The organism is Vibrio tasmaniensis, assembly GCF_024347635.1.
Classification (GTDB): Bacteria; Pseudomonadota; Gammaproteobacteria; order Enterobacterales; family Vibrionaceae; genus Vibrio; species Vibrio tasmaniensis.
The window spans coordinates 1042798-1062198 of record NZ_AP025511.1 but is presented as its reverse complement, the minus strand read 5'-3'; the positions used below and the strand labels follow the sequence as shown (position 1 = coordinate 1062198).

Here is a 19401-nt window from a genome sequence, read left to right as displayed (position 1 = left end):
GTCGCCAATAATATTGGCGACTTATATTCGTTATTATTTTTAATCAATTACCGATTAGAACTGATAGTTCAGATCCAAAGTGTATGAACGCCCTGGCGCTGGATAGCGGCCAACCGGACTGGTATCAATACCGCGGAAGTAGTAGTCCTCAGCAAACAAATTGTTCACTGCAACATTCATGCGTAACTTACTGTTTTCATCTTTATACAAGTCTGAGCCTAGGTTTAAGTTCCATACCATGTAAGCAGGTACTTTGCCTTTCGCACCCGTTGCATCTTCAGCACTGGTATTGGCATTGTCAGAATAAGACTCACTGAAATAGTAACCAGATAAGGTGGTATCTACCTGGCTAAACGCGTAAGTCGCATCCCAGCTAAGTTGATGCTCGGAAGTGTAAGGAAGTTGCTTACCTTTGTTTGCACCCTCTGCCTCTATCGTCGCATCCAAATAGTTATAACCCGCGCCTAAACTCAGAGCTTGCATAGCTTGCGGAACATAACGACCTGAAAGCTCAATACCTTGATGAAGCGTTTTACCAATATTGTCAAAGGTCTGTGTTCCACTTTGCCATTGGAGTTGGTCTTCAAAATCAATGCGGTAGAGCGCGACATTAAAGCTAGTTGAATCTTGATTGTAACGAGCACCCAACTCGTAGTTCCATGCTAGCTCACTGCCCTCTTCACCCTTGCCTCGGATGTAAGCGATTTGTGGTGCGCGCAAAGATTTCTGCGCATTGGTGTAGCCAACCCATTGTTCAGTTAAATGATATGCCACAGTTAAGCCCGGTAACCACTCGGTCACTTTGTTGTCTGTACTCTGTGCTTTACCTAAATCATTAAAGGTCATATCAATCGATTCGTAACGAATACCCGGAGTAACCTTTAGCACGTCGTTAAACAGGCCAACTTCATTGCTGATGTAACCTGCGAAAGCATCGGTATTCAAGTTCCAATCACGTGGCACTTTTGTTACCCCACCAGCAATTGGCGTTTGCGTAAGCTTGTAATCGATATCTTCATTTACATAGCGAGCACCCACAATCAAGTTTTGCGTCACCGTATTACCGTCAAAGTACATCGCTAACTTAGGTTCCACACCATAAACAGCGAATTCACGTGGTGAGGTGCGAATATCTGTTGATGGTAATGCTGGATCCGCCCAGTGACCGCCTGCGCTATTAAAGCCCCATTGGAAGAAACGCTCAGAGTGGTGACCGAATGTTAGCACTTCCAATTCTGCGCCATCCGCAATATTCAAATCATGCAAATACTTCAGGCTCCAACGTGTTGATGTGCCTTTGTATTCGTCATATGGTCGCTTCGATTGAGTACGATCTTGCTGGTAATCTTTTGGCGACAAAGCGCCCGGCATTTGGGTGTCGGCATCGTAACGCTGAACGAATGCTTGTAGCTCCTGGGTATCACTGAGTAACCATTGCAACTTCGCTTGGAAGTTTTTTACATCCGTATCTGAATGATCGCGGAAACTTTCACCTTTTAGGAAGTTACCTTCCACTTGAAGTGCCAGCGTATCGGTTAACCAACCACCGGTACGTAGGTAAAAGTCATTCAGTGGTGTATCGCCATCTTCAAATACCGTAAAGCGATTACTGATTTCAGTTTGCCATTGGTGTGGAATAGGCTTAGTCACCAAGTTGATCACACCACCCACATTGTTTGGCCCATACTGCACAGCAGCGCCACCACGTACGATATCAATTCGGTCAAGCATCGATAGCGTTGCTGGGAAAATAGATTGTCCGGTATGACCATAAGGCGCAAGAGTCAGTGGTACACCATCCATTAGAAATTGAGCGTGACCACTGCGGCTCGCTTTCAAGCCGCGCACCGAGATGTTAGGCAATACACCCGTGCCCGTTTCGTCTTGAACCTTAATGCCCGGTACACTTTGAAATGCTGAATCAATAGAGAGTGCGCCAGTCTTTTTAATTTGTTCGTTAGTTAGAACGGTACGCGCTCCCGGATACTCTTTCACATCTTCTAATTCTGAATTACCGATCAAGCTGCCCGTCACGACAACCGTTTCCATGGTCGTCGTTTGCGGATCCGACGCAGCGAATGCACTCATGGAAGTCACTGAAGCGATGGCTGTTGCAAGTACGGTCAAGCGCAGTTTATGTTGCGCGTGGGGTTTACCATCCAAATTCTGGTAAGGCATGAAAATCTCCTAAGTAGGCAAATTAGGGTCAAAGGTTGTGCTTTTAAGTTATGCCAACGCTTTGACCCATTGGGCTAAACGACCTCAAAATGAGGCCAACTGTTCACTCACTCGTAGCGAACAAATCAATCGTTTTTTCAGTTGAAATAAGCTTTTAGAAATAAACTAAATCTTCGAGCAGAACTCGCTTTTAGAACTGATAGCCGTAGCTGAGCATGAATTCAGCTGGCGCTCCGTAACCAATCTGGTTAGTACCCGACTTACCACTGGTTGCCCCGAGAATGTATTTCTCGCCAAGTACGTTATAAGCGTTCGCTTGAACTTTGTGACGACCCGTGGTGTACGCAGCCATCAAATCAACAGTAGTGTAATCACCTAATGCGACGGCTTCATTGTTGCCTGCGTAGCGGTCGCCTACGTATTTCACACCACCGCCCAAACGCCAGTTTTCGTATAATTGGTAAGTACTCCAGAGTGAGAACAGATGATCGGATACATCATTCGGCTTTTTACCTGTATCTTTATCTTCTGCATCTAAGTAGCTATAACCAACTGAAATATCCCACAACTCTGTAATCTGACCGCGAGCTTCCAGTTCAATACCTTGGTGACGTGCTTCAATCTTATTGATAACGTCGCCATTAATATTGGTTTGTGGTTGTTCTTGATCAATTTGGAAAATAGCGGCATTGAGCATCAAAGCGTTATCGAGTAAGTAAGCTTTCGCACCCACTTCTTTTAGATCGGTGTGGAAGAATTCAGCCAGTTTAGGGTTGATATAAATACCGGAGTAAGGCAATTGCCACGAACGAGCTAAGCTTGCGTATACCGACATATCGTTGTTGATACGATAGACCAAGCCACCACGGTAGCTCACTTTGTTATCATCTAGCTTCTCTTGGGCTTTCCCGGCTTTTTGCTGCTCAAGTTCCATAGAGTCATAGCGCACGTTACCTATCACCGATAGATCACCCAAGGTGTAAACGTCTTGAAGGTAGATACCCGTCGTCGTCGTTGTGTTATCACGGAAAGGCTTGAAACCCGGATCAGGCGTTGCTCCTACGACGGGGTTATAGATGTGTTTCGGAGGTAAGGTTTTATCGCTTGCTAGCGTTAAATCGATATTGATCTGGTTATAATCCGCACCAATCATCATTTGGTTAGAATCGGTTTCCCACACTAACTCGGATTGCATCGTCGTTGTGGTTCGAGGGTCATAACCGAAATTGTTCACGGTTTGAGAGACTTTATCTCCCGTCACAGTACCTTGACGCGTGCCCTTTTGCTCAAGTTCGATATGATTGTATGCCGCTCGGTTTGTCCATACCCACTCGCTATTCAAGCGCCACTCATAATTAATGCCAACACGCAGGCTATCGGATTCTTGATAATCGTTAGTGCCACCGTAGAAAGAACTCTCAGAGACATCGACAGGTTTGCCATTTTTAGATGGGACACCACGATATGGCACCAGCTCTTGGTGTGCATATTCGACATCTAAGTCAACGGTATGCCCTTCAGCTGGCAGCACTCGAATGGTTGGTGCGATAAAGAAATCATTAGAATCGACATGGTTTACATACGAATCAGCCTGTCGGTGTTCCAGGTTAATACGTCCATTGACCTTATCTGAAAACGCCATTGAGCTATCCACCTGCCCTACAAATTGGCTGTTACTGCCAACACTGCCGTTCACATTGGTAAATGTGTCACCATTCGCTCGTTTAGTGACCAAGTTAATGATACCGCCGGCAGAGCCTCTACCATATAGAGCGCCTGCAGGGCCTTTTACCACTTCAACACGCTCAATATTGGATAGGCTTCGATACGACTGTAAAGTTCCATCATCACGCATGCCATCGCGATACATGTCATTCAGTGCATCAAAACCACGAATAACGAACTGATCTCGACTGCCTTCACCTAAGGTATTATTGACACCAGCAACACCATCAAGAGCATCCACTAAGCGGACTGCACCACGGTCTTCCATCTCTGTTTTAGTGACCACTGATACGGCTTGTGGGACATCGAGCCATTCGACATCCGTTTTAGTACCCGACTGCGGCATGTGCTCCGCGTAGCCTTCGTACTGATGACCAATAACTTGCACGGTTTCATCCACCGTTACTTCTTCTGAAGCCATTGCATTCGACACGGTAGCCACTGTGGTTAATGCACCTCCAATTGCCAAAGCGAGGGGGGTGAAAGCCAATCTAACGTTCATATTCTAATTCCGGTTTAGTTTATAAATCACAACGGACGCGAATAAGAACAAATATCATTTATATTTGCAATATATATTTTACCGACTACTCCTCCCCCACGATATGCAACATCGCTATTCACAAAATAGTCAATAAAAACAATATTATAAGAACACAAACGTCCTAACACATTGGAAGATGTCGCATAAAAGCAGGTAACAACAAGGTTGACGGTTGGACAGGCTCAGTAAAAATGACGTTTCGATAAGGAGAAATACAGCAAATAAATACAGGTTTGAGCAAGATACGGATGGGATTAATACCCTTTAGTACGGCGTGCCTATTAACTGGTCACACCTCAAAATCAAGTTCAATAATTCAAGTCGGCAACGGAAATGCTACTGGAGTTGATTGTATCTACAAAGAACCAAGCTCAGTAGCCTATGTTGACTGATAAGCAAAGAAGACATGCCATATTCTCGTCTTTTAGCGTTCTCGCAGAAACGGGGATTCAACTAACGAACGTTCCCCTCAATAGAGATGATGATTAGCGCGTAGTTCCATATAAGTAACCCCGACAAGAAACAAAAAGCGAGCCTCTTGGGCTCGCTTTTCGTTATCTAACTTTCTTATACTCTATTACAGAAGCTCTACCGACTGTTGAGCAATTACGAACTCTTCGTTGATTGGCAAGGTATTAGTAAAGCTTACTCCAACACATTTTTGGACAAAAGTGAGTCAGGCGCTTTATTAATTTAGCGACTAATGAATAACTTTAAATATGGAAAATCCAAGTGCTACTGAGAATTTAGTAGTTGATGGGACACCTATGCCACTAAGTAAAGCTTAACCATAAAATCGTCTAAATCTTTTGCAACAACATCCAACATTTTCTTTTCGGATTGCTGAAGAACTACCGCATGATAAGAAAACTTATTGCGCAATTGTTGGTAGTTCAATTGATAGCTTTTCCCGCTCAATATTGTTTCAATCGGATTACCGTATCCTTTGAAAAAGCCGAGCAGACCAGACCTTTGGTCTAAGCTAATCTTCATAGATGCCGCAACATTTACAACATCCTGATAATCATCACAAAACTGTCGTAGTAGAGTTTGATAGTCAGATTGACATGTATGAAACCCGCTATCTAAGGCTATGGTTGTTTTCAATTCATTGATTTGCTCAAAGATCGAAGACAAACTTAGATAAAGAGTTGATACATCTATCTGAGCAATTTGTCCCACATTCCGCTTATAGTAGCGCTCGTTTAAGTCAAAATTTTTTGTAGGTTTTTTAGTTTCCTCAACAATCTTCATCATCAAGTTATTGAACAAGCTCAATACATCGTTTGGATCGCTCAACTCCATTTCTCCCACCCAGTCAAAACTTTAAATACATAGTGAAACATTAGATAAATTTGGTCAAATAGGAATGACTACGAATGTTACGAATAAAAGATCTAAGCAGATAAGGGGCATAAATGAGTTAGCTCGAGCCTCGTTGACTCGAAGACCTACTATATGAAGAAAGTATCGTTCGTGATGGTTGAACCAGCATATAAAACAAAAAGCGAGCCACTTGGGCTCGCTTTTCATTATCTGATTTTCTTAAACTCTATTACAGAAGTTCTACCGACTGTTGAGCAATCACGAACTCTTCGTTCGTTGGAATAACCATTGCTACTGCGTCTAACATCTCTGACTTAGCGATGATGCCTTCAGCACCGAAGCGAGCAGCTTCGTTACCAGCTACATCTTCAACAAAACCAAGAATCTTAAGGTTGCTTAGGATCTCACGACGAATAGGTAGAGAGTTCTCGCCGATACCACCAGTGAAGATGATGCCGTCTAAAGAATCTAGTGTTGCAAGGTAAGAAGCAACGTATTTAGCTACGCGGTAAGTAAACACCTCGAAAGCAAGCTTAGCGCCTTCGTGGCCCTCTTCCATCGCTTCTAGGATGCCACGAGCATCGCTCGTAAGACCAGACACGCCAAGGAAGCCAGACTCCTTGTTTAGAGAGTTAAAGACTTGCTCTTGTGACCAACCTTTTTTAAGTAGGTATTCGATGATACCTGGGTCTAAATCACCACAACGTGTGCCCATCATAAGGCCAGAAAGCGGTGTGAAACCCATTGAAGTATCAACACTGTTACCGTCTTTGATAGCACATACAGAAGCGCCGTTACCTAGGTGAACAGAGATAAAGCTAGCTTCTTCAACTGGCTTGTTGACCATTTTCGCAGCTTCACGGCTAACGAAGTAATGGCTAGTACCGTGGAAACCGTAACGACGAACACCGAAGTCTGTGTATAGTTCTTTTGCGATTGCACCCGTAAACGCACGTTGCGGCATTGTTTGGTGGAAAGCCGTATCAAATACAGCGAACTGAGGTAGAGAAGGGAAAGCTTCAATCGCAGCACGGATACCGATAGCACCTGCCGGGTTATGAAGTGGAGCTAGGTCAGATAGACTCTCAATCTCACTTGTTACTTCTTCAGTAATGCGAACAGTTTGAGTGAACTTCTCACCACCGTGAACGATACGGTGACCGATAGCCACGATATCTGCCGTGAAGCCTAAATCTTCCATCAGGCCTACCAATTTGCCAATGGCAATTTTGTGGTGGTTATCCTCACCTTGAATAGCAATTTCTGTTTTCTGACCTTGATACTTCCAGCTCATGCGAGCATCCTCAAGACCAAAACACTCCCCTAAGCCACTTAATACTGCGTCACCAGAAACAGAATTAATGACAGCAAATTTTAGGGATGAACTACCCGAGTTAATAACCAGAACAAACGAATTAGACATTGGATATGGATCCTGTTTCAGTACGAATTGGATGAAGTGTTTACTTCAATTTTAGTTAAGGCCATTATTCAATAATTTTTGAATCTTTCAACTTTTGTTTTGCAAAAACCACTAAATGAACACAGTTAAGTTGATCTTAGTCATTAATTTATTTCTTTCGAGAACGAAAATTAAAAAATAGTTGAATTAGATGAAGCAAATGAACTTATGAAACTGATAGATTCATACAAACCACATAGAGAACAAAGTCATCTGGTGTTGAAAGCTTATTCAAGAGCCTAATTCATGGATTAAGCCCTATAAACCTATAAACCTATAAACCTATAAACCTATAAACCTATAAACCTATAAACCTATAAACCTATAAACCTATAAACCAAGCTATCTTTCTACGCTGCGACTTCAAAAAATACAGTACAACATTTAAATACAGAGCTCGTTAGTTACCAATCTCCATTGATAGGTTTAAGGCGTTTAACTACGACCCAGAACTTGAAGATCTAACAGACATGGATCGAACGGTTGATCTATTCTTAGGTCAAAATTTAATATCATTCTTCATTATAGCTGTGCATTTCTTTTGCTAGACATCGATCGACTCCCATACTTCCAGACCAAACACCCTAAACTACGCCTTAAGCGCATGTGAGTGTGATTGCCTTGTGTTACGAGGCACAATCTAAACTAGGGATCAGGACGTGCTACAGGCGCGACAAATGAAATAGCAGGCACAAAAAAGCCGAGCATTAAGCTCGGCTTTTAAATTCAAAGTCTAGACTAAAGCGTCTAAACGACAGGTTGATTAACCTTCGCTACGCTCTGGACGACGACCGCGGTTGCCGCCATTGCCTGCTGCGTTGCCATGGCCACGTTCGCCACGGTGGTTACCACGGTGATCGCCACCACGGTTACGGTCAAAGCGACGCTCGCCATCACGACCACCAGCAGAGTTACCATCACGTGCGCCGTCACGGTTGCCACGGTAGCCACCACGACCGCCATTGCCACCTTCACGGTTACCACCTTCGCGATTACCGCCTTCACGGTTACCACGGTAGCCGCCACCATCACGACCGCCACGACCGCCATCACGACCGCCACGGTTGCCATCACGACCACCGCCGCCACGACGAGGCTCACGGAAGTCGTTGAAATCAACAACTACAGCGCCAGCTTCTTTTTGACGAATGCGAAGTTTGCTTAGCTTACCAGCAGTTTCAGAGTTCATTGCTTTTGGCAGTTGAACGTAAGTAGAACCTTGGTCTAGCTTGATAGCACCGATAGAACCTTTAGTTAGGCCTAGTTCGTTTGCTAGTGCGCCAACGATGTCTTTAACCTGAACGCCTTGCTCACGGCCAACTTGTAGTTGGTACGTATCCCAATCTTGAGTATTGAAGTTACGACCACCACCGTCACGGCCATTGTCACGATCTTCACGACGCTCTTTGCGACGGTTCTTATCACGCTCAATAGCAGCGATCATTGGGTCTTCGCCAACGTAGAATAGTGGGCTCTTACCTTGCTGACGCTTAAGAAGCATTGCAGCTAGAGTAGCAGCATCAACTTCTAGAGATTCTTGTAGTGTAGAGATTAAACCTGCGAAGTTTTCTAGAGCTTTGCTCTCTTTCTCAGTTTCAAGCTCAGCACCAAGCTTAGCAACACGTGCAGCAGCAACTTCGTCACGTTTTGGAAGTTGGATTTCTTCCATTTGAGACTTAGTTACACGCTCGATAGTGCGAAGCATACGGATTTGGTTAGTGCGAACTAGTAGGATCGCTTTACCTTTACGTCCAGCACGGCCAGTACGACCAATACGGTGGATGTAAGATTCAACATCGAATGGGATGTCGTAGTTGAATACGTGAGTGATACGTGGAACATCAAGACCACGTGCTACTACGTCAGTTGCAACTAGGATGTCGATAACACCTTGTTTGATGTGATCAACAGTGCGCTCACGTAGAGACTGAGGAATATCACCGTGCAGTGCAGCAGCTTTGAAGCCACGTGCAGATAGCCAGTCAGCTAGACGCTCAGTGTCTTGACGAGTACGTACGAATACGATTGACGCGTCAGTTTCTTCAGTTTCAAGAAGACGAGACATTGCTTCGTCTTTCTCTACGCCTTTAACAACCCAGTAATTCTGCGCTACTTTGTCAACTGTGTGGTTAGTACCAGCAACGTCAACTCTAGCCGGGTTACGTAGGTAACGGTCAACAATAGTCTTAACCATTGGAGGCATAGTTGCAGAGAAAAGTACGCGTTGTGCAGTTTCTGGAGCTTGCTCAAGAATCCAAGTAACGTCATCTACAAAGCCCATTTTCAGCATTTCATCTGCTTCATCAAGAACAAATGTATGCGCTTCATCTAGGTGTAGACGGTCACGAGTTAGTAAGTCTTTAACACGACCTGGAGTACCAACAACAATGTGAGCACCGCGGCTTAGAGCACGCATTTGGTCAACAATTGAAGCACCACCGTAGATTTCAAGTACTTTAAGACCGTTGATGTCACGACCTAAGTTTTTGATTTCCGCAGCAACTTGAATCGCTAGCTCACGAGTAGGAGCCATGATGATTGCTTGTGGTTTGTGTTGGTTCAGGTTGATTTTGTTAAGTAAAGGCAGAGAGAATGCTGCTGTTTTACCAGTACCAGTCTGTGCTTTACCTAGTGCGTCACGGCCTTCAAGAAGAAGAGGAATAGCTGCTGCTTGGATTGGAGTCGGAGAAACGAAACCCATGCTATCAAGAGCTGAAAGAATGTTTTCGTTTAGGGCTAATTCATTAAATTGAATTACAGATTCGGACATTGGGATCCCACTATATATAAGTAAACAAAAGGTCCCGGGAGCTCTATCAATTCCAATACTGATCCAATCAGATACTGATTCCATTCAGAGTTACGAAGCAGTAATAAAACACTTCAAGCCATTAGGGACGTCTAAGGGAGGCGGATTATTCCTTAAATGCATAAAAAAAGCCAGAAAAAATTGAAATACATCACATATTTTTCGGTTTTACATCAACACTGGCTATCATATCGTCAAAACTTGATGAATATCTCGTCATAGCACCAAACTTCGAGCAAATTGACCTAGTTATATAAGAGGGCAATTAATTTACGCTCACTTCTGCTTTAAGTAGTAATCGAGCCTCGCAATGATTATAGTGTGTTCAATTTTTCTCGTTAGATAAAAGTACGATGTTTCAAGATAATCCTCTACTCGCTCAGCTTAAACAGCAAATCCAAGAAACCCTCCCTAAAAAGGAAGGTACGATCAAAGCCACTGAAAAAGGGTTTGGTTTTCTCGAAGTCGATAGCAAAACTAGCTTCTTCATCCCGCCGCCGTACATGAAAAAGTGTGTGCACGGTGACAAGGTGATTGCCATCATTCGCACAGAGAAAGAGCGCGAAGTTGCAGAGCCAGAGGAATTAGTTGAACAAGGTCTTACTCGCTTTATTGCACGAGTTAAGCTTTTCAAAGGTCGATTGAACGTTGTTCCTGATCACCCGCAACTGAAAAAGCTGCAACTGAAAGCGAGAGCAAAGAAGGGTTTGAACCCTGAAACACTTAAAGAAGGCGACTGGGTTGTTGCTCATATCGTCCAACACCCGCTAAAAGGTGACAACGGCTTCTTGGCTCAGATCTCTGAGAAAATCACAGACGCTGACGACAAGATCGCGCCTTGGTGGGTAACGCTAGCGCAAAATGACCTACCAAACAGCGAGCCTGAAGGCATCGATGACTGGCAGATCAAAGACGACGCTGATCTTGAACGTGTAGACATGACTCACGTCCCTTTTGTGACTATCGATGGCGAAAGCACAAAAGATATGGACGATGCGCTTTACGCTAAGAAGAAAGAGAACGGTGACTTTGAACTGACTATCGCAATTGCTGATCCTACGGCTTATATCTCTCCAGATGACGCGATGGATAAAGTGGCTCGTGAGCGTGGTTTCACTATTTACCTGCCTGGCCGTAACATTCCTATGTTACCTCGCGATCTGGCTGACAACTTATGCTCACTGATCGAGAATGAAGTTCGCCCTGCTCTTTGCTGTACAGTAACGGTATCTAAAGATGGCGTTATCGGTGATGACATTAACTTCTTCGCTGCAAACATCAAATCTCACGCTCGTCTTGCTTACGACCACGTATCAGACTGGCTAGAAACCGGTGCATCAGAGAAATGGCAACCATCAGAAGAGATTGCTGCAATTGTTTCTGATCTTCACCAATTCGCACAAGCGCGTTCAACGTGGCGTTCGACAAATGCTGTAGTGTTCCCAGATCGCCCTGACTACCGCTTCGAACTTAGCGAAGATAACGATGTTGTCGCTATCCACGCGGACATGCGTCGTAGCGCAAACAAGTTGGTTGAAGAGTCGATGATCAGCGCGAACATCTGTGCAGGTCGAGTATTAAAAGATAGCTTTAACCAAGGTGTCTTTAACTGTCACTCTGGTTTTAAAGCTGAGAAATTAACAGACGTTCTAGAACTAGTTAACCCAGAAGCAGAAACACCGTTTACTGAAGAGCAGATCGTCTCTCTGGAAGGTTTTGCGACTCTGCGTCGTTGGTTAGGTTCTTTAGACAACAGCTACTACGACAACCGAATTCGTAAGTTCCAAGCGTACAGCGAGATCAGCAATGAACCTGCACCACACTACGCGATGGGACTAGACATTTACGCGACGTGGACATCTCCAATTCGTAAATACGGTGACATGATTAACCACCGTATGCTTAAAGCACACATCTTAGGTAAAGCGCCGATTCAAACACCAGACGAAACCATTGGTGATGAACTTGCCCTGCACCGCCGTCACCACGGTATGGCAGAACGTAATGTAGGCGACTGGTTGTACGCTCGTACTCTAGCAAACGCCCCTGTAGAAGAAACTCGATTCCAAGCAGAGATCTTCGATATTAATCGCGCAGGTATGCGTGTGCGTCTACTCGAAAATGGTGCTGCTGCGTTTATCCCAGGCTCTCTCATTCTTGATAATAAAGAGAGAATAGAGTGCAATGGTGATATGGGTACTGTATCTATTGATAAAGAAATGGTATACAAACTGGGAGACGTTTTAGAAGTAGTTCTCTCCGAAGTTAATCAGGAAAACCGTAACTTAGTAGCAAAACCTACTCAAGTATTTGCGGACTTGCCTAGCGAGCCTGAAACGACAAACGAAGCCGAAGCTTAAGAGCTTTAACGGTTACGGCTTTCAAGGTCAAAGCTTGCAAGGTCAAAAGCTTCAAAGTTTTACTTCTTAAAGGCGCTAATTGTTAGCGCCTTTTTTGTAAATGCCTCATGCTTAAACAATACTTAAAAAAGCTATTAATCTACAACGCCAAAGAAGCTCACTATGCCATCAATCACGGTCACTCAATTCAGAAACTTTATTCCCAGGAAACGCGAACGCTACCCCGCCTCTAAAAATGGTATCTTTATGGTATCGAAAGGAAGCATATCTTTTGTGCTACCCAATGGCACTCAAGCCTCGTTAAAAGCGGGTGATTTCACGCTTTATAATTCTGGTCAGATTAAAGACATTATGGTCGACACTGAAAATGGTGAGTTTAGTGCGATCTGCTTAGATTTTGATTTGGCAATTTTCCAAAAGTTCATAAATCAGTTCAGTGATCTAGAACCTATTCGAACTCCAGATAAGTACATTAAGTTCAATCAAACTGATACTGAAATCTACCAGTTGAAAGAGCTCATCATGTCGCTCGCTAATTCTTCGACTAAGAATGATTACGCACTCACCCAGCTAGGCTTAGGTTTGCTGTCTTTGATGGTCGAGCAGTACCCTGAACTATTAGCGATTATTAGTCGAATATCTCGATTGACCGTGACACAAAAGGTCATCCATTACATTGAACAGAACATAGAAAATAATATATCACTCGATACTCTAGCCAGCTATATGGGGATGTCACCAGCCACACTTAAACGCCGTTTATCGGCGGAAGACCTTTCGTTTTCAAACCTCTTGAAGATAAAGCGAATCGCCCACGCAGCCACGCAACTCAGAACATCGAACAAATCGATTACTCAAATTGCTTATGAATCCGGGTTTAAAAGTGCGGCGCATTTTAGTACCGCCTTTAAAACCTATCACGGTAAAACACCAAAAGATTTCCGGTCTTTGGTTTCACAATCTTATTAATACCAATCGTAGTAAATCACGGATCACTTACTCACTGTGATTGGTATAACTACGCAATCTTATTGGCATAATTTGAAGTGACACCCATCGTTTGTAGTGACGTAGATAGTTTTTAGTAACATAGATCGTTTTAGTGACGCAGATAGGTTGCAATGTGGTGAGTTTAAAAAAGTTGTTCGTTTTAGGTATCAAGCCCCTCGCAAACATCTCAACAGAATAATCACGACCAGAAGTACGATTTAGGGTCTTTTTCTATTTCAGACAAAATAGCATCAAGATCCTTCGATTGAGGTAGGTAAGGATAAGGCCCCCAATTTACTGAGTCGGTTTCTACATCACCTTCTAGCGGCACCATTACCAACCAACATGACAGTGACTCATCAAAACTAACGCAGGCGATCTCATTTGTGTAATCGCTATGAGATGAGTCGAGCAGATAATGAGCCTGAGAAAACAGCACACCACCCTCACACTCTTCATAAAGGGATTTGCCTAGCTCGACAGGTAAACTGCGATTTCGAGATGTACAGAGCTTCTCAGCTCCAATTAAAAGACGATTCAGTTCGATATGAATGACGGACATAACACCCCTTGTAACTTCATAGAAACTTCTAAGTAGTGAATCCCTCTACTTAGCTTAGGACTCAACCAACATTTTAGCGAACAAGCGCAAACAAAATACCCGACCTGCTCCCAGAAACGAACCCTGCTTTTGTAAACCCAGCTCGCTTTCACTCACTAAGCTAATAGCAACACATTGAGCAAATAGAATTTCACAAAATTGTCATATAACCGACCTATCATAGCCGGCAAATGTTATTAACTAGGAGTTGTTTATGTTACGAGTCGCGCTTGCCTCTCTTTTATCCTTAGCCCTGTCTTCTCATGCTGCTTTTGCACAAGAAACCAATATTTCGGGCTCCACTTCGGTATCACGTGTGATGGATGTGTTAGCTGAGGAGTACAACAAGACTCACCCTAATAACTATATTGCAGTTCAGGGTATTGGTTCTACCGCGGGTATTACCATGGTTAATAAAGGCGTTGCTGATATTGGTATGAGCTCACGTTACTTAACCGACCGCGAACAGGACGAGGAACTGAAGGTATTTCCAATTGCCTTTGACGGCCTAGCAGTCGTAACTAACCGTTCAAACGGTGTAAGCAACGTTACACGTGAACAGCTATTCGATATCTACAAAGGCAAGATCACAAACTGGAAAGCCATAGGCGGTGCAGATCAACCTATCGCAGTCGTAACTCGTGAAGCTTCTTCTGGTTCACGCTATAGCTTCGAGAGCTTACTTGGCCTGACAAAAATCATTAATGACCGTCTAGTGTCTGACATCAACCCAAATAACTTGGTTGTAAACAGCAACAGCATGGTAAAAACGATTGTTAACCATAACCCACATGCGATTGGATTCATCTCTGTTGGCTCTATCGACCACTCGATTAAGGCCGTTACCTTTGAAGGCATAGAGCCAACATCAAAGAACATTGCTAACCACAGTTATGAATTGGCTCGCCCATTCTTATTGCTGCACAAAACTGACTCCGTTTCTGACGAGAGCAAAGATTTCATTAAGTTCGTGAAGTCAAAACAAGGGCAAGATCTTATCGAAGAGTACGGCTACACGCGCATTAAATAGCGACACCCGTATCAAGTAGTTACACACGTATCAAGTCGCTATACGCGCATCAAATAAGACAAGTGCTTTTAGTGATGTATTTAGGATGCTGATGATATCGCCTTAATAAACACAAACAAAAAGAGAGAGCCTTAAGCTCTCTCTTTTTTTGAATCTATAATCTTCGCTTAAAGCAATTCTACTTATAAAAAAGCTCTAGAAGTGAAGTTGAATCACCGAAACAATCACAGCACCAGGACGACGGATGCCTTCGATTTCTACGCGGATTTCGCGTTCAATCTCTAGGCCTTTTTTAATTGGCGTTACTTTTGTTAGCGTACTTTTAGCGCGAACGTTACTGCCCGATTTTACAGGGTATGGGAAACGTACTTGGTTAAGGCCAATGTTTACAACCATCTTCGCCGTTGGGAATTGAGATTTATCGGGATCAACACTGTCTGTCAGTCGAGGAAGCAGAGACAAAGTCAAAAAACCATGTGCAATGGTTGTTTTGAAGGGAGAGTCTGTTTCAGCCTTAGAAGGCTCAGTATGGATCCACTGCATGTCTTCAGTTACGAGACCGAACTGGTTAATGCGCTCTTGGCTTACATTGATCCAGTCGCCAGTATGGATGACTTCACCGATCTGCTGTTGAAGCTCATCAAACACAAGTTGTGCTTCTGGCTTAAGTACGATCTGTGGTTCAACAGGCATCTCTGGTGCATCTTCATTGACCGCTGGTTTGTGGTGATCACGAACCCATGCAAAGAAATGACTATTTTGCGTGCGATTCAGAAAGTCTCCCCAGTAATCTCTAAGAGCTGGAGACATCCATTGCATAAACTCTGAGTGTTGCGAAGACACGCTATCGCCTCGGTGTTTAAATAAATCAATGACTTTCATAAGAACCTCAATGCACAAAATATTTCAATATAACTTAGTAAGTTTGAAACACTTCACACTATTGTGCAAATACTTTCGAGCATACAAGTGTTAGCCGAACACCAACATGTTCAACAAAAACAAAAACTTACCAATAAAACACCATTTTATTACAGAGCTTTAATTGGAGTATTAACTCTACCTTATAATAAAGATTTCATTATATAAACCGATTCTTTATTCACAAGTGGAATAAAAAAGGCTTAGCACAATGCTAAGCCTTCGTTTTTACAAGAAATTAATTACCAAGGAAGAGCCTTGTAAAGGGCTCATCCTACAAGACACTAACTTCCTTATTCATCGTCCAGTGGAATCAACTTGGTATTGCCACCGTGTGCCTTCTCACGCTTACGTTGCACGAATGCATAGAAGCCAGGGATTAGGAACGTACCCGCTAACAACACACATAGCAGACCACCAATCAGAGAAATACCCAGAGAGTTCTGGCTCACGTGACCTGCGCCCGCAGCGAAGATTAGCGGGAAGATACCCAATATGAATGACCAAGACGTCATGTTCACAGCACGGAAACGCAGCGTACCGCCCTTCACTGCCGCATCTTCGATTGATGCGTCTTTGTCTTCACGCTCCACCTTAGCAAACTCCACAATCAAGATTGCGTTCTTCGCGGCCAAGGCTATCAAGAGAACCAAACCAATTTGCGCATAGAGGTTCAATGGTGTGCCAGTTAGGTTCAACGCCAAGAAGGAGCCTAAGGTTGCAACCGGTACCACTAAGATAATCGCGATAGGAATTGTCCAACTCTCGTACTGAGCCACCATAAACAGGTAGATAAATATCAGCGCCAGTGCGAAAGCAAAGATCGCTTGATTGCCTGCCAAAACTTCTTGGTAAGCCATGCCTGTCCATTCGTACTGATACCCCTGAGGTAATACTTCTGCGGCTACACGCTCCATTGCAGCAATCGCATCACCACTTGAGTAACCTGGCGCTGGTTGGCCTTGGATTACGGCACTACGGTACATGTTGTAACGCCATGCTACGTCCGGCTCGAAGATCTGGTCATAAGTCACCAATGTGCTTAACGGGATCATCTCGCCATTAGACGAACGTACGTGGAATCGTTGTAGGTCATCCATGCTGCTACGGTGTTCACTGTCAGCTTGCATGGTGACACGGAAGTTCTTACCAAACATGGTGAAGTCATTCACGTACATTGACCCAAGATTGCCTTGTAGCGTTTGGAATATTTCCGATAGAGGGATACCTAGCTGTTGCGCTTTCTCACGGTCAATATCGACATAGTAGTGAGGTACATTCGCACGGAAGGTACTGAAGGTATGTGAAATCTCAGGCTGTTTGTTCGCCTCAGCAATCACGTCATTCATTACCATCGCCAGATCAGTACGGCTACGACCTAATGTATCTTCAAGAACAAATTCGAAACCAGATGCTGCGCCCATGCCCGGAACGGCTGGTGGTCCCATTGCAAATACAATAGCCTGAGGCAGTTCTGTTGCTGCTCGACCATTAATACGCTGTGAGATAGCTTGCGCTGAATGTTGACCCTCCAGTGCGTTACGCATGTCCCAATCGTGGAGCTTGATGAACATCGACGCACCATTCGAAGCTGAAGCGCCCGTCATGAATGCATAGCCGTTAACCAGTGTCACACCATCAACGCCCGGCTCTTGCTCAACCATCTCTAGCAATTGCTCAGTCACATCTTCTGTACGAGACAGCGATGCCGCGTCAGGAAGCTGCACGTTAACCAGCAAGATGCCTTTATCTTCTTGAGGTACGAAAGCCGTAGACGTGGTTTTCGCGAAGTAAGTTACCGCCGCTAGTGCCACAACAAAGAAGGTAAACAGCAGAACACCTTTTTTCACAAGGAAGCCTGCTATTTGACCATATTTGTTGGTGACAGATTCAAGACCACGGTTAAACGCTTGGTACCAACGTGCTGTGTTACCACCGCCCTGCTTAAGAACCAATGAACACAATGCTGGTGACAGCGTTAGAGCGTTAATAGAAGAGATCACAACCGCAATACAGATGGTCAGAGCGAACTGACGATACATGATGCCGGTAATACCTGGCAGCATCGCTACTGGGATGAATACCGCTAACAGAACCAAGGTTGAGGTAACAATTGGACCCGTTACTTCTTTCATTGCGATAAGCGTTGCTTTTCGCGGTGAAATAGTAGGGTCTTTGGCCATCGTAGTATCGACGTTCTCGATAACCAAAATCGCATCATCTACTACGATACCAATCGCCAAAATCAAACCAAACAAGGTTACCGTATTGACGGTAAAGCCGGTCATCTGCATTACGGCAAAAGTACCAATCAGAGATACCGGAATCGCAACCACAGGAATCAAGGTCGCACGGGCACTGCCCAAGAATAAGTACGTTACCGCGATAACCAATAAAATGGCTTCGATTAGCGTTTTCACTACCCCTTTTATCGATTCAGCAACAAAGAGTGTGGTGTCATAACTAGCCTCGTAAGCAACGCCTTCAGGGAAGTTTGTGCTTAGGTTGTCGAGCATCGCCATGACCGCTTTGCCGCTTTCCAACGCGTTTGCATCAGATTGAAGGGACAGCGTTACGATTGAAGCATCTTGACCGCGGTATTTACCGTTACCATCGTAGAACTTTTTACCTAGCTCAACACGTGCAACGTCTTTTAAATAAACCGTTGAACCGTCCTGATTTGCACGAAGCACAACATTTTCAAACTCATCAGCCGTTTCTAGTCGGCCTTTTGTTACTAAGTTGAATTGCACTTCTTGCGCGTTGTTATAGGGTGCAGCACCAATACGGCCAGCTGCGACTTGAACGTTCTGCTCCGCCAACGCGCGATTCACATCAGAGGTAGTTATATTGAGGTTAGCCATTTTTTCAGGATCTAACCAAACACGCATCGCGTATTCACCACCACCCAACACGTTAACTTCACTAATGCCCTTTACACGAGCCAATTGGTCTTTAATGTTCAAGTTCACGTAGTTGATCAGGAATTGGTCGTTGTACTCTCCGTTCGGCGAGTAGAAGTTCAATACCATCAGCAAGTCAGGAGAACGCTTCTTGACCGTTACACCCACCATTCTTACTTCTTGTGGGAGCTTAGACTCGATCTGAGCAACACGGTTTTGAACGTTGACCTGAGCCATATCAGCATCAGTACCGACATCAAAGGTCACATTAAGGTTGTATGAACCATCATTAGCACTTTTAGAAGACATGTAGATCATATCTTCTACGCCGTTAACCGACGTTTCTATGGGGTCGGCTATTGCCTGCTCCACCACTTCAGCACTTGCGCCCGTATAGAATGCCGACACACTGACCGACGGTGGGCTAATTTTTGGATATTCGGCCACAGGTAAGATAGCGAGAGAGATCGCACCCGCCAGCGTTAAGATTATGGATATGACAAGGGCAAACTTAGGCCTTTGAATAAAGAAACGACTTAACATAAATAGCCC

Annotated in this window: 11 protein-coding genes; 3 read left to right on the top strand and 8 right to left on the bottom strand. The window is 44.2% G+C overall.

The window, feature by feature from the left end; all coding sequences use genetic code 11:
* Positions 1-54: 54 nt before the first annotated feature.
* The 5 genes from OCV44_RS18950 to OCV44_RS18930 form a co-directional block, all read right to left on the bottom strand.
* Complete coding sequence (locus OCV44_RS18950) at positions 55-2178, bottom strand: TonB-dependent receptor family protein (protein ID WP_139685181.1); 2124 nt, start codon at positions 2176-2178, stop codon at positions 55-57.
* 190 nt (positions 2179-2368) lie between these two features.
* On the bottom strand, positions 2369-4405 hold the full coding sequence (locus OCV44_RS18945) for a TonB-dependent receptor (RefSeq protein WP_135382064.1): 2037 nt from the start codon (positions 4403-4405) through the stop codon (positions 2369-2371).
* A gap of 807 nt (positions 4406-5212) precedes the next feature.
* Positions 5213-5752, bottom strand: coding sequence for a hypothetical protein (locus tag OCV44_RS18940; RefSeq protein ID WP_139685180.1), 540 nt, complete (start codon positions 5750-5752; stop codon positions 5213-5215).
* A 250-nt stretch (positions 5753-6002) separates the two neighbouring features.
* A complete protein-coding gene (locus OCV44_RS18935; protein WP_139685179.1) occupies positions 6003-7196 on the bottom strand; it encodes an acetate/propionate family kinase in 1194 nt (397 codons plus the stop codon).
* An 802-nt stretch (positions 7197-7998) separates the two neighbouring features.
* Complete coding sequence (locus OCV44_RS18930; RefSeq protein ID WP_139685978.1) at positions 7999-10089, bottom strand: DEAD/DEAH box helicase; 2091 nt, start codon at positions 10087-10089, stop codon at positions 7999-8001.
* A gap of 308 nt (positions 10090-10397) precedes the next feature.
* Between OCV44_RS18930 and rnb the strand changes: the two genes are divergently transcribed.
* Both rnb and OCV44_RS18920 read left to right on the top strand, forming a co-directional pair.
* Entirely contained in the window at positions 10398-12404 is a 2007-nt protein-coding gene (gene rnb, locus OCV44_RS18925) for an exoribonuclease II (RefSeq protein ID WP_139685977.1), read from the top strand.
* Between the two features lie 162 nt (positions 12405-12566).
* Complete coding sequence (locus tag OCV44_RS18920) at positions 12567-13373, top strand: helix-turn-helix domain-containing protein (RefSeq protein ID WP_139685976.1); 807 nt, start codon at positions 12567-12569, stop codon at positions 13371-13373.
* A gap of 220 nt (positions 13374-13593) precedes the next feature.
* Here OCV44_RS18920 and OCV44_RS18915 read toward each other — a convergent pair whose 3' ends face one another.
* Positions 13594-13956 (bottom strand): DUF3024 domain-containing protein, encoded by a 363-nt coding sequence (locus OCV44_RS18915; protein WP_012600988.1) that lies wholly within the window; start codon positions 13954-13956, stop codon positions 13594-13596.
* A 253-nt stretch (positions 13957-14209) separates the two neighbouring features.
* Here OCV44_RS18915 and OCV44_RS18910 point away from each other — a divergent pair, with 253 nt between their 5' ends.
* A complete protein-coding gene (locus tag OCV44_RS18910) occupies positions 14210-15025 on the top strand; it encodes a phosphate ABC transporter substrate-binding protein (RefSeq protein ID WP_139685975.1) in 816 nt (271 codons plus the stop codon).
* 195 nt (positions 15026-15220) lie between these two features.
* On the opposite strand, the gene OCV44_RS18905 is transcribed toward OCV44_RS18910, so the two are convergent.
* Together OCV44_RS18905 and OCV44_RS18900 are read right to left on the bottom strand one after the other, a co-directional pair.
* Entirely contained in the window at positions 15221-15907 is a 687-nt protein-coding gene (locus OCV44_RS18905) for a MaoC family dehydratase (RefSeq protein ID WP_086051224.1), read from the bottom strand.
* A 332-nt stretch (positions 15908-16239) separates the two neighbouring features.
* Entirely contained in the window at positions 16240-19392 is a 3153-nt protein-coding gene (locus OCV44_RS18900; protein ID WP_139685974.1) for an efflux RND transporter permease subunit, read from the bottom strand.
* Positions 19393-19401 lie beyond the last annotated feature (9 nt).